The sequence below is a fragment of the Neisseria mucosa genome, assembly GCF_013267835.1.
Lineage (GTDB): Bacteria > Pseudomonadota > Gammaproteobacteria > Burkholderiales > Neisseriaceae > Neisseria.
Map to the genome: position 1 here is coordinate 397,312 of NZ_CP053939.1, position 17,180 is coordinate 414,491.

Annotated in this window: 16 protein-coding genes; 7 read left to right on the top strand and 9 right to left on the bottom strand. The window is 48.6% G+C overall.

Annotated features, from left to right (window positions below):
- Nucleotides 1-106: 106 nt before the first annotated feature.
- The 3 genes from FOC66_RS01790 to FOC66_RS01800 are packed head-to-tail and all read right to left on the bottom strand — an operon-like array spanning nucleotide 107 to nucleotide 1,913.
- Nucleotides 107-1,423 carry an MFS transporter gene (locus FOC66_RS01790; protein ID WP_003746061.1) on the bottom strand — a complete coding sequence of 439 codons (1,317 nt, stop codon included), beginning with the start codon at nucleotides 1,421-1,423 and terminating at the stop codon, nucleotides 107-109.
- A 2-nt stretch (nucleotides 1,424-1,425) separates the two neighbouring features.
- Complete coding sequence (ccoS, locus tag FOC66_RS01795) at nucleotides 1,426-1,608, bottom strand: cbb3-type cytochrome oxidase assembly protein CcoS (protein ID WP_003746062.1); 183 nt, start codon at nucleotides 1,606-1,608, stop codon at nucleotides 1,426-1,428.
- Nucleotides 1,608-1,913, bottom strand: coding sequence for an HLGFF motif protein (locus FOC66_RS01800; RefSeq protein WP_003746064.1), 306 nt, complete (start codon nucleotides 1,911-1,913; stop codon nucleotides 1,608-1,610). Before FOC66_RS01800 ends, ccoS begins: the two co-directional genes overlap by 1 nt.
- Nucleotides 1,914-2,146: 233 nt before the next feature.
- On the opposite strand from FOC66_RS01800, the gene FOC66_RS01805 reads away from it, so the two are divergent.
- Entirely contained in the window at nucleotides 2,147-3,343 is a 1,197-nt protein-coding gene (locus FOC66_RS01805; protein WP_003746066.1) for an acetate kinase, read from the top strand.
- 179 nt (nucleotides 3,344-3,522) lie between these two features.
- Here the strand turns inward: FOC66_RS01805 and FOC66_RS01810 are convergent, their stop codons facing one another.
- The 3 genes from FOC66_RS01810 to FOC66_RS01820 form a co-directional block, all read right to left on the bottom strand.
- The gene (locus FOC66_RS01810; RefSeq protein ID WP_003746068.1) at nucleotides 3,523-4,788 is read right to left on the bottom strand and encodes a histidine-type phosphatase; all 1,266 of its coding nucleotides are present in this window, start codon (nucleotides 4,786-4,788) and stop codon (nucleotides 3,523-3,525) included.
- Between the two features lie 141 nt (nucleotides 4,789-4,929).
- The gene (locus tag FOC66_RS01815; RefSeq protein ID WP_003746070.1) at nucleotides 4,930-7,692 is read right to left on the bottom strand and encodes a TonB-dependent receptor domain-containing protein; all 2,763 of its coding nucleotides are present in this window, start codon (nucleotides 7,690-7,692) and stop codon (nucleotides 4,930-4,932) included.
- Between the two features lie 389 nt (nucleotides 7,693-8,081).
- Nucleotides 8,082-8,543 (bottom strand): c-type cytochrome, encoded by a 462-nt coding sequence (locus FOC66_RS01820; RefSeq protein WP_003746073.1) that lies wholly within the window; start codon nucleotides 8,541-8,543, stop codon nucleotides 8,082-8,084.
- 133 nt (nucleotides 8,544-8,676) lie between these two features.
- On the opposite strand from FOC66_RS01820, the gene FOC66_RS01825 reads away from it, so the two are divergent.
- From FOC66_RS01825 to FOC66_RS01850, 6 genes are all read left to right on the top strand, one after another.
- On the top strand, nucleotides 8,677-9,501 hold the full coding sequence (locus tag FOC66_RS01825) for an SDR family oxidoreductase (protein WP_003746075.1): 825 nt from the start codon (nucleotides 8,677-8,679) through the stop codon (nucleotides 9,499-9,501).
- A 113-nt stretch (nucleotides 9,502-9,614) separates the two neighbouring features.
- Complete coding sequence (locus FOC66_RS01830; protein WP_003746077.1) at nucleotides 9,615-10,088, top strand: Fur family transcriptional regulator; 474 nt, start codon at nucleotides 9,615-9,617, stop codon at nucleotides 10,086-10,088.
- Nucleotides 10,076-11,005: a CobW family GTP-binding protein gene (locus tag FOC66_RS01835; protein WP_003746079.1), complete on the top strand. Its 930-nt coding sequence runs from the start codon at nucleotides 10,076-10,078 to the stop codon at nucleotides 11,003-11,005. The genes FOC66_RS01830 and FOC66_RS01835 overlap by 13 nt, the downstream gene beginning before the upstream one ends.
- Nucleotides 11,006-11,104: 99 nt before the next feature.
- On the top strand, nucleotides 11,105-12,160 hold the full coding sequence (locus tag FOC66_RS01840; protein WP_003746080.1) for an ABC transporter permease subunit: 1,056 nt from the start codon (nucleotides 11,105-11,107) through the stop codon (nucleotides 12,158-12,160).
- A 36-nt stretch (nucleotides 12,161-12,196) separates the two neighbouring features.
- Nucleotides 12,197-13,237 (top strand): ABC transporter permease, encoded by a 1,041-nt coding sequence (locus FOC66_RS01845; RefSeq protein WP_003746082.1) that lies wholly within the window; start codon nucleotides 12,197-12,199, stop codon nucleotides 13,235-13,237.
- Nucleotides 13,238-13,347: 110 nt separating this feature from the next.
- Nucleotides 13,348-14,028, top strand: a complete 681-nt coding sequence (locus FOC66_RS01850) for a sulfite exporter TauE/SafE family protein (RefSeq protein WP_003680951.1) — start codon at nucleotides 13,348-13,350, stop codon at nucleotides 14,026-14,028.
- 84 nt (nucleotides 14,029-14,112) lie between these two features.
- Here FOC66_RS01850 and FOC66_RS01855 read toward each other — a convergent pair whose 3' ends face one another.
- From FOC66_RS01855 to xseA, 3 genes are all read right to left on the bottom strand, one after another.
- A complete protein-coding gene (locus FOC66_RS01855) occupies nucleotides 14,113-14,922 on the bottom strand; it encodes a sulfite exporter TauE/SafE family protein (protein WP_003746083.1) in 810 nt (269 codons plus the stop codon).
- Nucleotide 14,923: 1 nt separating this feature from the next.
- The gene (gene pssA / locus FOC66_RS01860; protein WP_003746086.1) at nucleotides 14,924-15,703 is read right to left on the bottom strand and encodes a CDP-diacylglycerol--serine O-phosphatidyltransferase; all 780 of its coding nucleotides are present in this window, start codon (nucleotides 15,701-15,703) and stop codon (nucleotides 14,924-14,926) included.
- A 123-nt stretch (nucleotides 15,704-15,826) separates the two neighbouring features.
- On the bottom strand, nucleotides 15,827-17,176 hold the full coding sequence (gene xseA / locus FOC66_RS01865; protein ID WP_003746088.1) for an exodeoxyribonuclease VII large subunit: 1,350 nt from the start codon (nucleotides 17,174-17,176) through the stop codon (nucleotides 15,827-15,829).
- Nucleotides 17,177-17,180: the final 4 nt, after the last annotated feature.

A 17,180-nucleotide genomic window follows, 5' to 3' on the forward strand; every position in this document is an offset into this window, starting at 1 on the left:
GTTCTGTTTTTTAATTTTAAATCAGACAGTAATCTGATTTATGCACAGGCTGTCCACGCGATTGAACAGTGAAAATGTGCATGGTGGGGATATATTTCAGACGGCCTTATTTGCTGATTTTCAACAAAGCGGTCAAATCCCCGATAAATTTCGGTTCCCGTTTGATGAGGTAAACAATCAAAGGAAGATTACCCACGGCCACAATCAAATACAGCAGCGTGATGCTTTCGAACAACATCAGCAAAACCGCGCTCAAAATAGCGGCCGACACCATAAACACGCCGTTGATGATGTTGTTGGCGGCGACGGCGTGGGCGCGGAAGGTTTCGCTGCTGGCGGTTTGCAGCCAAGTGTAAAGCGGTACGGAGAAGAAGCCGCCGAAAAAGCCGATAGCCGACATGACGAGCATAATCGGATACGCTTGGGCTTGCGATAAAAACCAAATAATGCCGTTTAATTCGGTAAAGCGTTGGCCGTGGGTCAGCCACACCAGCAATAATCCACAGACCGTCAGCCCCAATGTGCCGATGGTGACCAAGCCCAAAATCAGTCGCTCATGGCTGAGTTTGGCGCATAATACCGAGCCGATGGCGATGCCGATGGAGAACAGCGCCAACATCAGGTTGAACACATTATCGTTGCCGCCCAAATGGATTTGCGTGAACGTCGGCAGTTGGGTGGTATAAACCGAGCCGACAAACCAAAACCATGAAATACCGATAATGGAAGTGAATACAGGGCGGTCGGCCACCGCTTCTCGAATCAGCGAATTCGTGCCTTTGATGATGTTCCATTCGATTTTTGTGTCCGGCATTTTAGCGGCTACAGACGGCATAAACAGGCTGGTCATCGTGCCGCCGATAGCGACCAACAACACCAAACCACCAACAATATATGGCGGAACGCCTGCGACTGCCGTGCCCAAAATCTGGCCAAGCAAGATGGCGATAAACGTACCCGATTCAATCAGGCTGTTGCCCATAATCAGCTCTTTGTCGTTGAGGTAATCGGGCAAAATGGCGTATTTCAGCGGGCCAAACAGGGTAGATTGCGTGCCCATGCAAAACAGGCAGATTAAAAGCAAAGGCGCGGATTGGATGTAGAAGCCATACGCCGCCACTGCCATGATGATGATTTCCAACAGCTTGATCCAGCGCGCCAAAACGGCTTTGTCGAATTTGTTGCTCAGCTGTCCTGACAGCGCGGAAAACAGAAAATAGGGTAGGATAAACAGCATCGCTCCTAAGTTCAGCATTTGGCTGGACGGCAGAAAGTCGTTTTTGCCCAAACCGTAAAAACTGATCATCACGAATAATGCGGTTTTGAACACATTATCGTTAAACGCGCCCAAAAACTGCGTCCCAAAGAGCGGCGCAAAACGGCGGGTTGTGTGGAAATTCAGATTGTCTTTTTTAAGGCTCATTGTTAGGATTCTTTGTTTTCGTCTTTTTCGATCAGTTTTTCAGTGGAGTCATCGTCCATCAAAATGCGGTGTGCAGGTCCTTCAAGGTCGTCAAACTGTCCGTTTTTACCCGACCACCAGAAAAACCAGCCGATAATAAAGGCCAAAATAATGCTGATGGGTACAAGGATAAACATACTTTCCATTACATCGCTCCGGTCAAATCGGTCAGGATAAAGGTTTTACCGCTGATGGTCAGATATTCGTTGCGCAGCGCGCCGATGTTTTTATCGTCAAAAAACAATTCGATACGGTCTTTAACCACGCGCCAGTATTGCGGAATATCGGTTTGCTCGAAAGGCGACAATACCGCCGCTGCGGCTGCGTCTTCACTTTGCAGCTTGATTGCGAAGCGTCCGCTTTGCGGCGGATTTTGCGACTCATCGTCTGCCAACATAATAAAAAATCCGGCATGCTCGCCGTCTTGAGTGTGGATACTGAAATAATGCATATTGAAAATTCTTCAAAACCGCCGTCATTTTTCAGACGGCCTAAAATAAAATTTCGTCCATTTTACATCAAATATTAAGTCAAGCAGCCGATTACATTTTTTGTTAGAATACGACGTTTACTTTGTTAATCTGTTCAGACCGCTACCCACTACGTCCCACAAGGGGTGCAACATAGCCGGAGCAGCAGTAAGGTCCCGACAAAAATGCCGTCTGAAACCTCAAGGAGCATAAAATGACACAAAAATTAATCTTGGTTTTGAACTGCGGCAGCTCTTCTCTCAAAGGTGCCGTATTGGATAACGACAGCGGCGAAGTATTGCTGAGCTGCCTTGCCGAAAAACTCAATCTGCCCGATGCCTACATCACCTTCAAATTCAACGGCGAAAAACACAAAGTCGACCTGTCTGCCAAGCCCGACCACACCGGTGCAGTTGAAGCCCTGATGGAAGAACTCAAAGCCCACGGCCTCGACACCCGTATCGGCGCGATCGGCCACCGTGTGGTAAGCGGCGGCGAATTGTACAGTGAATCCATTTTGGTTACCGACGATGTTATCGCTGGTATCGAAAAATGTATTCCACTTGCTCCTTTACACAACCCGGCTCACCTTTTGGGCCTGCGCGCTGCACAAACCATTTTCAAAGGCCTGCCGAACGTTGTCGTATTCGACACCGCATTCCATCAAACCATGCCTGAACACGCTTACAAATACGCTGTTCCACATGAATTGTATGAAAAATACGGCTTGCGCCGCTACGGCGCGCACGGTACCAGCTACCGCTTCGTCGCCGACGAAACCGCACGCTTCCTCGGTAAAGACAAAAAAGATTTGCGCATGGTTATTGCCCACTTGGGTAACGGCGCATCCATTACCGCCGTTGCCAACGGCCAATCTCAAGACACCAGCATGGGCCTGACTCCGCTGGAAGGTTTGGTAATGGGTACCCGCAGCGGCGATATCGACCCTGCCGTTTTCAGTTTCTTGGCTGAAAACGCCAACATGACCATTTCCCAAATTACCGAAATGCTGAACAAAAAATCCGGCCTGCTCGGTATTTCCGGTTTGTCCAACGACTGCCGTACCATCGAAGAAGAAGCTGCCAAAGGCCATCCGGGCGCCAAACTGGCTTTGGAAATGTTCATCTACCGCTTGGCTAAATACATCGGCAGCATGACAGTAGCGGCAGGCGGTTTGGACGCATTGGTTTTCACCGGCGGTATCGGTGAAAACTCCGACATCATCCGCGAACGCGTATTGGGCTACTTGGGCTTCCTCGGTCTGCACATTGACCAAGAAGCCAACCTGAAAGCCCGCTTCGGTAATGCCGGTGTGATTACCACTGCCGACAGCAAAGCTGTTGCCGTTGTGATTCCTACCAACGAAGAATTGATGATTGCACACGATACAGCCCGTCTGAGCGGCCTGTAATCCATCATCATTGAAAACCTGTCCGCAAGGACAGGTTTTTTATTGTGTATAGATGAAGAAAATTTTGAGAATATATTGAGAAAAGCCGGTAAACATTACGTTTGCCGGCTTTTCCGTTTGATCCACTCGCAGTTTCTGCGAATTCTCTTTTAAGTATTTTTCATAGGGTTGCATGAATGCTATTTTTTACCGTTCTTAATACCCTCACTCAACACCTGTTGAAAACGCTCGTAATCACAAAAGCCCTTTTCATCTTTTTCACAGCCTTTGAGCGTTAAAGCTGTTTGGTTTGGTGGTGTCGCTAAACTTAATGGCATGGTGTTAATCAGCTGTTCGGTAGATTGATACACATAATCCAACTTAAATTTGAGCTTACCACTTGGTTTGTGCTTCCACACTTCAAATAGCAGCTTGCCACCGATTGGGATATTTTCCAATGAACCATCTAATTCATAAGGCTCAACACCTAATGCAGCCAGCAGAGCGACGATATTAGAATCGTGTCCAACCAATAAGTTAATTTTATTTTCGCTATTTAGCTGCTGCTGAATAAATGCCAATAACGGATATGATGCATTTTGTGCTAACGCTTCATTGTTTTTAAATAAAGTACGGTAATATTCGTTTTTAATTTCGTTAATTGCGCGCCATTTTTCTTGGCTATCCACACGACCGTTTGCAATTTCAGAATCAGGCTTACCCACATAATGTGCGAGCAATAATGCACTGACAATTTTCTTCCCGGTGCTGATAGACCCCGTAATCTTGACCGACTTGCCGTCTTTGATACTGTATTCACCGACTTTTCCACCTAAATCACATTCGCCTTTTTGCAAACAGTTTGGTGAATTTTTATAATCGATGATTTCACTCAATAGCGCATAATTTGGCGCTAATTTTTGCTGTAAAGCGGTTAAATCAACGTTATTTTTTGCAGATTCAATCAAAGCTTGGCTTGGATTGTGCGCCTGCGTGTTAAAAATTGGATCTTTTTCTGAACCAATTTCACCGTGATGTTGCAGTTGAACATTACAGCCTGCAAAAGCTCCCGCCACAATGGCCTGACCTGTTGCAATGGTGCGTTGCACTCCATTCGCATAAGCGAAAATACCTTCACCCGATGCACAACGATCTGTCGTTAATAATCCTTTATCCGCAAGCCATTGTCCTAAATATTGGCCGAAATAGGTTTCTAGCACTGTCCCTTTTGCCGTGAGATAACCAGATGGCACATCCCATTTTGCCCACGCATACGGGGAATATTTCGCCATTTCTTGCGGATCTTTTTCCACTGGTGAACGCAATCCGTGTCGGCTGAAAATCAATACTTTCTCTAATTCATAATCAGAACTTGAGGAAGTTTGACCATTTTCTGTTGCAAACGCACTACTTGCTAAAGCTGAGCCAAGCAAAAGTGCGGTGAATTTTAGGGTTATTTTTTTCATATTCGATACCTAATCATTTAATGTTGAAATTGAGCTATAAAAATTCAAGGCATATTTGGTGCCGTAAACTAACACCATAAATACTGCAACAATATTGACTACCGCTTAATCAGTGCAATATTAAGATACTGATAGATAGGTTTAGAACTTATAACTGATGGTAAACAGCAAAGTCCTGCCTCGTGCGTAGTTGTTCAAGACGGAGCGTGTCGTACCGCCATATTTGCCATTGCATAAACCGTTGGCATCGCATTCGACTTCCTCATCATCTAAACCGCCTTTTCTTTCAAATACGCTGAAATAGCGCTGGGTTGCGGCATCATTTGCGGCGTCCAAAGGATCGACATAGCGTTTATTGAAGGCATTTTGAATGTCGAAACGAAGGATAAGGTTTTTCTTCGGTTCATAATTGGCATAGAAATCAAAAATCATCGGCTGTCTGTTGATGCTTTCTGTTTTTTTGATCACCCTTCTGCCCATTTGATGTGAAGAGTAGGTATTAGCACCGGTTGTACCGTCAACAAATTCCTCCTCAGTCGTCGCCCGTGTACTTTTGCCGTAATAGCGCATAATGCCGCCGATGGTCAATTTGTTGCCCAACCATCGGGACCCTAATTCAAACCGACCGTAATCTCGGGGCAGGCGGGAAATTTTGCTTAAGCCGTAGCCTTGTTTGATTTGGTCTTCTTTAGAAGAGTTGCGGGGAGATTCGCTGGCATCGCTATAATTGGTCGGCTGGTTGGTTTTTTGATAGGCGTAAGACAGGATGGTAAAAAAGCGGCCGAAATCATAGTTCATTTCCACTTCCAAACCATTTTTATGGACAGGTTTGGCATAGTTTCTATGCTGGATGGAGTATTGCAGGCCGGTACTGGTTACCCAGCTGGGTGCTTTGTCCAAATCCCACCATTTGCCATAAACATTGTGGATATAGTTGTTTATCCTACTGCGATAGGCAACCAGTTTGAAACCCAATACATCATCCGGCTTGAAAATCCCTTTTTTGAAGGTATTGAAACCTATTTGGTAAGTATTGGCCTGTTCCGGCTTGAGGGTGGTATTGACGCCCGAGTCGCCGATTTGTGAAAAATACATTTCTTGAATATTCGGCATTCTATGCGTGCGCGAATAGCTGATAAACGGCATAAAGTAGTCGTTAACATTGATGTTTAATGCCACCGAATGGTTTACCGCATGCTTTTTACCGGATTTGGTATAAACCGGTTCGTAAAGGTCGCAGCTTGGTGTGCAATGCTGTTTATAAATTTTGGAATCTTCTCCAAATGCTTTTTTAAAGTCTTCTTGGGTATTGAAGTAGTCGGTATATTCGCCCTTGTAGCGGTAGTTGACCATATTGGCGCTGTAATTCAATTGATAAATACCTTTTTTCAAGGAAGTATCAAAATAGAAGGTATTGAATTTTTGCTGGCCTGAAGGTTGCAATATCGTTGATTTTTGGGGAAATATTCCTTTGTCTCCTTTGAAGCGGCCTAAAAAACTGTACAGGCCAGCATCTTGATCGGGACCGTCGTAAAACAAGCTCAGCTCTTCCGGAAAGCGGTTTTTACTGTATTGGTTTTTAAAGAAATTGAAACCGACGGTAGCTTTTAAATCTGTTTTTTGGGGAAGTTTGAAAGAAAAGCTGTTGTTGATATCCAAAAGATTGGCTGTGTTTTTGGTTTCCAAATAATCCAACAGCCCCCATCCTGAAAAACGTGAGTTTTTCGGATATTTTTGTTTACCCAGATTATGGGCGGCCAATACGTTTAAATCGACATAATCGCCAATGTTTAAGTTGTAATTGGCTTGGTAGTTGCGGTTTTCTACTTTGCGGCTGCCGATACGGTTGTTCATGGTACGAAGCTGAAGGTCCAGCTTGTTGTTGTCGTTTTCATATTCCACTTTGACTAAATGGCTGTTTGAGCGTTGTTGCAGGCTAGTCGGGTCGATTGGAGTCAGGTCCCATTGCGGTGCCAAATTCTCTTTCCAGCTTCTTTCCAAGTCATCGACATAATCTCTTTGTAAAACTTCAGGATCGTTATATTTTTTGGAGAAAGGGTAGTCCCAATAGCTTTTGCCGACTGCGTTACGTTTGGAAAAGTCACGAACCCAGAGATTTTGTTCGTGGTCGAATTTCAATAAGTTGCTTTCAAAATATTCTTGTTTTTTACGGTCCAAATATTCTTCGCCAAAATTGCCGATACGCTGACCGCCGCCGCCCACTTTATAGTTTTGCTCGACATTACGGTGGCTGTAACCATATAACGCGCCAAGGCGCGCACCGCTGTCAAACCATTTTTGTACCGCTCCGGTTGCCATAAAATTGCTTTTGGTGCTGTTTGTGCCGGTCAATCCTTTGGTTAAAAGGCCGAAGGTATGGTTTCCGTGTACCACATCATCTACCCGTAAAGTACGGAAATTGGCTGTACCGGATAAAGTATTGATGCCGTTGGCACCCGAGAAACTGCCTTTGGTTACATCCACACCGGCAATAAAATTGGGATCCAGTGCCGTACCAAATTGCGAGGAGCTGCCGCTGCGTCCGGCATCGGCGGAAGTGGAATAGAAGGTTTGGGTTACGCCGTCAACCATCGTATTGACACGTCCCAAACCGCTATCGCCACGGATATTAACTGCCAATACCCCCGATCCCTTGTCTTGTTGGGTGAAGACGCCGGGCATGCTCCGAACGATGGTATCGATGTTTTCGCTGGATTGATAAACCCGTTCACGCGAACTTTTGGCTTGGCCTTCGGTAAAAACTTTTTTCTCTTTGGCAATGTGTTTGCCTTTGACTTGAATTTCATCAAGCTCTTGAGTTGAAACTTCTTCTTCTGCGTGTGCGATACTTGTTATAGCCAGTAAAGATAATGTCAGTAGATTTAATTTGAAATTCGGATTCATGATAGTTACCTCAGAAACGAAGTCGCTACTTTATAACATATTATTAAACTTTACAAATATTTTGAAAATGGTTTTTATTTATTAAAAAATAAAGTAAAATTTTGTTTTATAAGATAATCCAACCGCATATGATTAATCTGGCTGAAAAGATAAAGCAGGTCTGAATTTGAATTGGGTTGGTTGAGAAAAGGGGAGATTTAATTGAATTTAAACAGCCGGAAGAAGAAAATTTGATTGCGCTATGTGAATTGAGCCGTCGGTTTCAAATGAAACCGGTAAAAAACATGAAATGCAAAATATAAAGTCGATATAGAAAGGTTTGAAGTCAGTTGAAGAAAAGGCCGTCTGAAAATGATATTTCAGACGGCCTTTATTGTTTGTTTTAAGCCTTATTCCGGACCGCGGAATGTATCGTGGCAGGATTTGCAGGTTGCACCGGTTTCGCCGTAAGCGGCTTTGATTTCTTCGAGCTTGCCGGTTTGGGCAGCGGCGTTGAGTTTTTCAACCGCAGCAACGAATTTTTCTTCTTCGGCTTTGAATGTTGCTGTGTCTGTCCAGATGGCAGGCAGGGCGCGGCCGTTGCCTTGAGGATCGGATTCAAACAGGGTGAACGGTTTTTTGCTGTTTTCAGCAAAAGTGGCTGCAGCTTGTTTGAATTTCTCAACGTCGTAAGGCTCTTCGTCTTTGACCATTTTGCCCATGCGGGTAAACTCAGGCATCATGGATTTGAATGCGGCCGTACGGTCTTCGGAAATAGGGCCTTTAGGCTGGGAAGGCGCGCCGCTGCCGCCGCAGGCGGAAAGGGTAAGCGCCACTGTTGCCAAAGCAACAGGGAGAAAACGGGTTTTCATATGGAGTGTGTCCTATTGTAATGATATGATTATCGTTAAATTTAAAATCAGCCGGTCAACCACTCAGGCCGTCTGATAAGGCGTTATCATACCTTAAAACCCAAGTCTGAAACGAGTACAGAAAGGAAACGATATGGCAATTTTGATTACCGGGGCATCGGCAGGATTCGGCGCGGCAATGTGCCGCACCTTTGTTGCAGCAGGCTATCATGTCATCGGCGCGGCACGGCGCGAAGACAAATTGCAGCAGTTGGCAGAGGAATTGGGCGAGCAGTTTTACCCTTTGGAAATGGATGTTTCGCGCACGGAGTCGATTCAAAACGCTTTGAACAGCCTGCCCGAGCATTTGTCCGAAATCGATTGCCTGATCAACAACGCCGGTTTGGCTTTGGGTTTGGATACTGCCGATAAAGCCGATTTTGGCGATTGGGAAACCATGATTCAAACCAATATCATCGGCCTGACTTTTCTGACCCGACAGATTTTGCCGCAAATGGTCGCGCGCAAACAGGGCTATATCATCAATTTGGGTTCGATTGCCGGCAGTTATGCTTATCCCGGCAGTAATGTCTATGGCGCGACCAAGGCTTTTGTGCGTCAATTCAGCATGAATCTGCGCGCCGAATTGGCAGACAAAAACATCCGCATTACCAATATCGAACCGGGCTTGTGCGGCGATACCGAGTTTTCCAACGTCCGTTTCAAAGGCGACGACCAGCGTGCGGCCGAGGTTTATGAGAATGTCGAGTTTATCCAGCCGCAAGATATTGCCGATACCGCTTTATGGCTCTATCAGCGTCCGGCGCGGATGAACGTCAATTCCATCGAAATCATGCCGGTTGCCCAGACCTTTGCAGGCATGAAAGTTTACCGCGACGAGCCTGCACCGGCGAAGGAAGAAACGTTTGAAAAACAAAGCATGTCTTTGTTTGGAAAAATTAAATCTTGGTTTAAGTAATCGGCATAAGGCCGTCTGAACGTTTCAGACGGCCTCTTTGTTATCTGAAATTGAGTAAACACGCTATAATGTAATTTTTTATTAACAAGGCCGTCTGAAAGGCTGTTTCAGTTATGAACGCAATCAAACAAAAAATCTTAGAACAAGCGCAGCGCGATGGCGTGCAGGTAACCGCATTGCGCGAGCAAGTGCTTGATATTGTTTTGAAACAAAGCGGCGTGATTAAAGCCTACAACGTTCTGTCGCAGATGCAGCAGCAAAGCGAGGGTGTGGTTGCGCCGCCGACGGCCTACCGCGCCCTTGATTTTTGGGCGGAACAGGGCGTTTTGCACAAAGTGGCGGCGGTCAACGGCTATATTTTGTGCAGCCACGCGCAGCACGAGTGCAACGACCATTGCCACGACCACGAAGAAACAGAGGCGCACCACAGCGCGTTTATTTTGGTTTGCACCGAATGCGGTACGGCGGATGAGCAGACCTTGAGCCAAGAATGGGCGGCCTTGCGTGCAGGCGTGGCTGAAACCGGTTTCTCATTAAAAGAAGAACATGTTGTTTTAACAGGAATTTGTAAAAAATGTCAGAAGTAAAAAAGACTAAAGTCCACCTGATTTCAGGCTTTCTCGGAACAGGTAAAACCACCGCACTCAAAAGTCTGATGGCGCAAAAAGACCCGAATGAAAAATGGGTCATCATCGTCAACGAATTTGGCGAAATCGGCATTGACGGCGCCGTCTTGAGCGACAACGGCATTCCCGTGGCCGAAATTGCCGGCGGCTGTTTGTGCTGTACTGCCGGCGCGCAAATGGGGACGACCGTACAAAAAATGCTGCGCGATGCCCAACCCGACCGCTTGATGATTGAAGCCAGCGGTCTGGCGCACGCCGCCAGCGTTATTGACGAACTGAAAGCCAAACCGCTCGACAGCATGCTGGAAATTGGCGCCGTCTTTACCGTTGTCGATCCGCGCCAGTTTATTAATCCCGATTACGCGCAACAAGCCTTGTATAAAGACCAAATCGGCATTTGCGACGTATTGGTCGCCAGCAAAACCGACTTGTGCACGCCGGATCAACTGGCCGAATTTCATGATAAAGCGGCCAAACTGTTCCCGCCCAAAGCCAAAGTGGTTGAAGTCCAAAATGCGCAACTCGACATCCAATGGCTTGACATTCCCGTTATCGAAAAATCACGTTACCGCCTCAAAGCCCTGCCGGACAACACCATGGGCTTCCAGTCGCAAGGCTTCACATTCCCTGCCGGACGCGATTTCGACGGCGAAAAATTGACCGATTTCTTCAATGACCTGCCTAAATTGACAGACGGCCTCGTCCGTGCCAAAGGCGTGTTCCAAGTGCTCGGTACTTGGGTATGGCTCAACTGGGTGGACGGACAATGGGGCGCAAATCAGGTTTCATGGCGTCGCGACTCGCGCTTCGAGCTGATTGCCAAATCCTTTGATGCGGATTTGATTGAGAAAAAATTGCTGGAGGCTTTGGAGAAGTAAATCATCGTCCAAACGCTTATTAATCCGTTACGATAACGCCGTCTGAAGCAAGCGGTTTCAGACGGCCTTCAAATCAAAAAAATAGAGGAACACTTAACCATGTGGCGTTATATCTTTCATCGTTTGCTCCTTTTGATTCCCACGCTGTTGGGGATTTTGGCGATTACTTTCGCCGTGATTCAGTTTGTTCCCGGCGGCCCGGTGGAGCAGATGGTTCAGCAGCTGACGCAGGGCGCGGTTGGCGGCGAGACGGCGGGACACAGTATGCCCGGAACTTTGGCCAAAAACGGCAACCGCATCAGTGCGGAGGATTTGGCCGCGCTGAATGCTTTATACGGTTTCGACAAGCCGCCTTTGACGCGTTTTGCCGATATGGTATGGAAATTCGCCCGTTTCGATTTGGGCGAGAGCTTTTTCCATCACCAAACTGTGTTTGAATTGGTGAAAGAGAAAATGCCGGTATCGATGAGTTTGGGTTTGTGGACGTTTTTCCTGACTTATTTGATATGTATTCCGTTGGGTATTGCCAAGGCGGTCAGGGATGGCAGCCGATTCGATACGATTACGGGCATGATCATTTTGGTCGGCTATACCGTACCGCCGTTTGTCTTGGGCTTGGTGTTGCTGGTGTTGTTTGGCGGCGGCAGCTTTTTTGCCTGGTTCCCGCAGGGCGGTTTGGTCGGCGATGATTTCGATACGCTCTCTTGGGCCGGTAAAGTCAAAGATTATTTGTGGCATATGGCCTTGCCGATTACCGCTTCGGTGGCAGGCAACTTGGCGGTGATGACCGTATTGACGAAAAACGTGTTCCTTGAAGAAATCCGTCGCCAATATGTTTATACCGCGCGGGCCAAGGGCTTGCCTGAGAAACAGATTTTGTGGAAACATATTTTCCGCAACGCCATGATTCCTCTGATTACCGGTTTCCCGGCCGCATTTATCGGCGCATTCTTTACCGGAAGCCTGTTGATTGAAACGCTGTTCTCGCTGGACGGGTTGGGTTTGCTGTCTTACGAGGCAGTGATGAAACGTGATTATCCTGTCGTAATGGGCACGCTGTATGTGTTCACGCTGATGGGGTTGTTGGCTAAATTGGTGTCGGATATTTCTTATTCGTGGGTCGATCCGCGCATTCACTTTGGCGGACAGAAATAAGGCCGTCTGAAAATATCTTCAATCCATTATTAAAGAATGTTTCGAACCATGAAAAAGAAAAAATCTACTTCAAACCCTACTTGGCAGGCCTTTAAGCAGCATAAGCGCGGTTGGCTGGCTTTGCGGATTTTGGCCGTTTTGTTTGTCGTTACCTTGCTTGCGCCTTTGTGGAGCAACGACAAACCTTTGTGGATACGCTATCAGGGCGAGTATTTCTTCCCTTTGGTAACTGAATACAATGAAACCACATTTGGCGGCGATTTCGATACGCCTGCGGATTATTTGGATCCGCTTATCCGCCACAACATCACTTCAGACGGCAATTTCGCCCTGTATCTGCCCAATCCTTACGATGCCGATACCTTGAACGATTTCGATACGGCCCCCGATCCTGCCAAACCGTCCGAACGGCATATCTTGGGAACGGACGACCGCGGCCGCGACCTGTTGGCGCGCTTGGTTTACGGTTTCCGCGATTCGCTGCTGTTTGCCTTGGTATTGACCGTGGTGACTACCGTAATCGGCGTGGTTGCAGGCGCGGTGCAGGGTTATTTCGGCGGCAAAACCGACCTTCTGATGCAGCGTTTTATCGAGGTTTGGGGCGGTATGCCGGAGCTGTACCTCCTGATTATCCTGTCTTCGTTCTTTAATCCCGGACTGTTGATTTTGCTGGTATTGCTGTCGCTTTTCGGCTGGATGGGCTTGTCCGACTATGTCCGCGCCGAGTTTTTGAAAAACCGTCAGACCGATTACGTTTTGGCGGCGCGCGCGATGGGCGTGAGCAACCGTGAAATCATGTGGCGCCATATCCTGCCCAACAGCTTGACGCCGGTATTGGCCTTTTTGCCTTTCCGTATTTCAGGTGCGGTACTCGCCCTGACCAGTTTGGACTTCTTGGGCTTGGGCGTACCTGCCTCACAGGCGAGCTTGGGCGAGTTGCTGGCGCAAGGCAAAGACAACTTGGACGCGTGGTGGATCGGTCTGTCTGCCGTTGCTACGCTGACGGTGATGCTGCTTTTGCTGGTTATGATCGGCGAAGGTTTGCGTCAGGCATTTGATGTACGCGCACGCAGCTAATTGCTTTTCTAAAGCGTGAAGAGGGTGGGCGGAAAAGCTTATCCTTCATTCTCAAGGCCGTCTGAAAAGTTTCAGACGGCCTCATCCATTCGTTTGAATCATTAAAAACCATGAATCAAGAAATCACATTTCTTACGCTTTTTCTGCTCGGCTTTTTTGGCGGAACGCATTGCGTCGGCATGTGCGGCGGATTGAGCAGCGCATTCGCATTGCAGCTGCCGCCACATTTAAACCGAATCGGGCTGATTGTATTGTTGAACTTAGGGCGCATCAGCAGCTATGTCGTCATTGGCCTGTTGGTCGGTTTGGTCGGGCAGGTTGGCATTTCCTTGGACGATACGCGCGCGGTTCAAAACGGTTTGTATATTGCCGCCAATGTCTTGCTGCTTTTACTTGGGCTGTATCTTGCCGGTATTTCGACTGCCGCAACCAAAATCGAAGGCATCGGCAAACCGATATGGAAACGCCTGAATCCTTTACTGAACAAATTGCTGCCGATTAAATCAGTGCCTGCCTGTTTCGGCGTGGGCGTGCTTTGGGGCTGGCTGCCTTGCGGCTTGGTGTACAGCGCGTCTTTATATGCTTTGGGCAGCGGCAATGCCTTGCACGGCGGACTGTATATGCTGGCGTTTGCGTTGGGGACCTTGCCGAACCTGCTCGCGATGGGCATATTTGCAGCGCAGTTGAAAACCTTTTTGCAAAAACGCATGGTTCGTTTGTGCGCCGGATTATTGGTGGCAGGATGGGCGATATGGCGCTTGGCCGTCTTTGCGATGGGGCAAATCGGGTAGGGAAAAAGGTTTTATCTAGTTTGTTGTTTTGCAATCAAAAAGGCCGTCTGAAAGATTTTCAGACGGCCTTTTCACAAGAAAGATTTAATGAATCAAATTCCAAGTCATTTTGGCGGCAATCAGCAGCAACATGATGCCGAAAGCAATTTTGAGTTTTCGGGCGGGCAGCTTGTGCGCCGTTTTAACGCCGAGCGGGGCAAAGAGGATGGTGGCAATGCTCAAAATGGCTACGGCCGGAAGATAGATAAAGCCTGCCGCACCTTCAGGCAGGTTGGCAATAGGCAAACCGTTGGCAAAATAGCCGATGGTGCCGGCAACTGCAATCGGCCATGCCAGGCCTGAAGATGTGCCGATGGCGCGGTGCGCCGGAAAGTTGCAATACAGTAGGAATGGAACGGATAGTGAACCGCCGCCGATACCGACCCAGCTTGAAGCCGCACCAAAAAGCGTGCCTGCGGCTGTCAGGCCGGGGAGGGCGGGCAGGGTGCGTGAAGGTGTGGGTTTGGAATCGCGTAGGGTTTTGAGTGCGATAAGGGTAAGAAATGCAATAAAGAAAACCTGCAAAGCCAGCGTCGGCATATATTTTGCCGTTGCTGCGCCGAGGAAGACGCCGAGTATCATGCCCGGCGTCATCCGGCGGACGGTTGCCCAATCGATGGCGTATTTTTTATGCTGGGCATACATGCTGGAGAAGGTGGTAAACACCATGACGGCAAAGGAAGTGCCGATGGCGAGATGCTGTGCATAGGGGTGGTTGCCTACGCCTTGCAGTTGCAATGCCCATAAGACAACGGGGACAACCAGCGTGCCGCCGCCTACGCCGAACAGCCCGGCAATAAAGCCCGCCGCGCTGCCGACGGCGAGCAGGGCAAGGATGATGTCCCAAGACCACATTTCAGACGGCCTTGTCGTGTTTGTGTGATTTATGGCGTTTTTTAAACCAACGGATGACTGCCATCACATAACCGGACAAGCTGTAACCGAGGAAAAACAGGAAGAGGACGAGCGAAGGCTCCCAATTGATCAAAAGCAGAATCAATACGGCCAACACCATGCCCATAAACGGCACTTGGCGGCGGATGTTGATTTCTTTGAAGCTCCAAAACGGAATCTGCACAATCATGGAAATGCCGGCAAACAGGGTGATACCCAATGCCCACCAATGCACGTTGGGGAAACGCTCGACGCTGTGGTTGACCCAAATCAGGCCAACAATCAACGCAGCGGCAGTCGGGCTGGGCACGCCGATAAACCAGCGTTTGTCGACTTTGCCGATAAGCGTGTTGAACAGTGCCAAACGCAGGGCGGCGCAGGCGCAGTAGATAAAGGCAACGGAATAACCGATTTTGCCAAATTGCCAAAGTTGCCATTTGTAGGCAATCAGGGCAGGCGCGACGCCGAAGCTGACCATATCGGCAAGGCTGTCGAGCTGTTCGCCGAACGCGCTTTGGCTGTTGGTCAGCCGCGCCACGCGTCCATCCATACCGTCGAGCAGCATGGAAAGGAAAACTGCAATCGCCGCTGTTTCATAACGTCCGTGCATAGACTGGGTAATGGCAAAGAAGGCGCAAAACAGTGCGGCGATGGTAAAGGAATTGGGCAGCAGGTAAATGCTGTTTTTGCGGATGGAGTTGCGCGGTGGAATCGGATTTTCTGTATTTTGTGAGTTGTCCATAATGTTTCCGTATATGCTGCGGGTGCAGATGAGGCATTATACCGCATTGGCAGGTTAAGGATTTTTAAAAGGCAGTCGTAGTTTCACTTCATCAGCATAAAGTTTCAGACGGCCTTTATTGCGTCAGTCAAACAACTCGCCCTGCGCCTGCTCTTTGGTCACGCGTACGTCGGTTTCGCCGTCGGCAAAAGTGATGTGCAGTTTCTGCCCTTGTTTCAACGTATCGGCATTGCGGATGACTTGTCCGCGGGTGTTTTTGACGACGGAGAAACCGCGCTCTAGAATATGCTGCGGCGATACGGCTTCGAGCAATGCTGCTTGGGCGGTCAGGCTTTGACGGCGGTGGGTAAGCAGCTGGCGGAAGGAATGCGATAAGGCCGTCTGAAAGTGGTCGATGTTGTGTTTGTAAATGGAAACATCAGGATGGCAATGTTTCAGGGTTTGGGTTTGGCGTTCAAAACGGGCGGTATGGGCGCGGAGGTTTTGCGTCATCGAGTAAGACAGCGTTTGCGCCAGTTTGCTGATTGAAGCGCGCTGATCGTCAAGTTTTTGGCGCGGATGACGGATTTGCCGCGCGAGCCAGTCGAGTTTTTGGCTGGCATCGAAATAGCGTTGTTCCAAAACGGTTTTCAGACGGCCTTTGGCTTGGGCGAGGCGGTGTAACGATTCTTGGCGGTTTGGGCTGACCAATTCTGCCGCGCCGGTCGGCGTGGGCGCGCGTACGTCGGCAACAAAATCGGCAAGCGTGAAATCGGTTTCGTGTCCTACGCCGCTGACAACGGGAATCGCGCAGGCTTCAATGGCACGCACGACCGGCTCTTCATTAAACGCCCACAAGTCTTCAATGCTGCCGCCGCCGCGACAGACAATCAACACATCGCATTCGGCGCGTTGCGAAGCGGTTTTAATCGCTTGGGCAATTTGCAACTCGCTGCCTGTACCTTGAACGGGCGTCGGATAAACGATAATGGGAATTTCAGGCGCGCGGCGGTTTAAGGTGGTTACAACATCGCGCAATGCCGCCGCCGCCAGGCTGGTGATGATACCGATACATTGCGGACGGGCGGGCAACGGTTTTTTGCGTTCCGCTGAAAACGCGCCTTCCGCCTGCAACTGCGCTTTCAATCGCTCATAGGCTTCGTAAAGCTGCCCCAAGCCTTTGAGCCGCACCTCGTTCACGGTAATCTGAAATTCGCCCCGCGCTTCATAAATACTGATTTTTCCTGATACTTCGATATGGTCGCCTTCTTTCAAAGGCTTCGCCAAACGCGCCGCCGCACCTTTAAACATCGCGCAACGTACCTGCGCGCGGCTGTCTTTGAGCGAGAAATAATAATGTCCGCTGGCGGCATGGGTCAGGTTGGACACTTCGCCGGCAATCCACAAGCCTGCGAGATGGTCTTCCAACAAGGCTTTGGCGAGGGCGTTGAGTTCGGATACGGAAATGGAGGAGGGTGCGAAGAGTTCGGACATTACG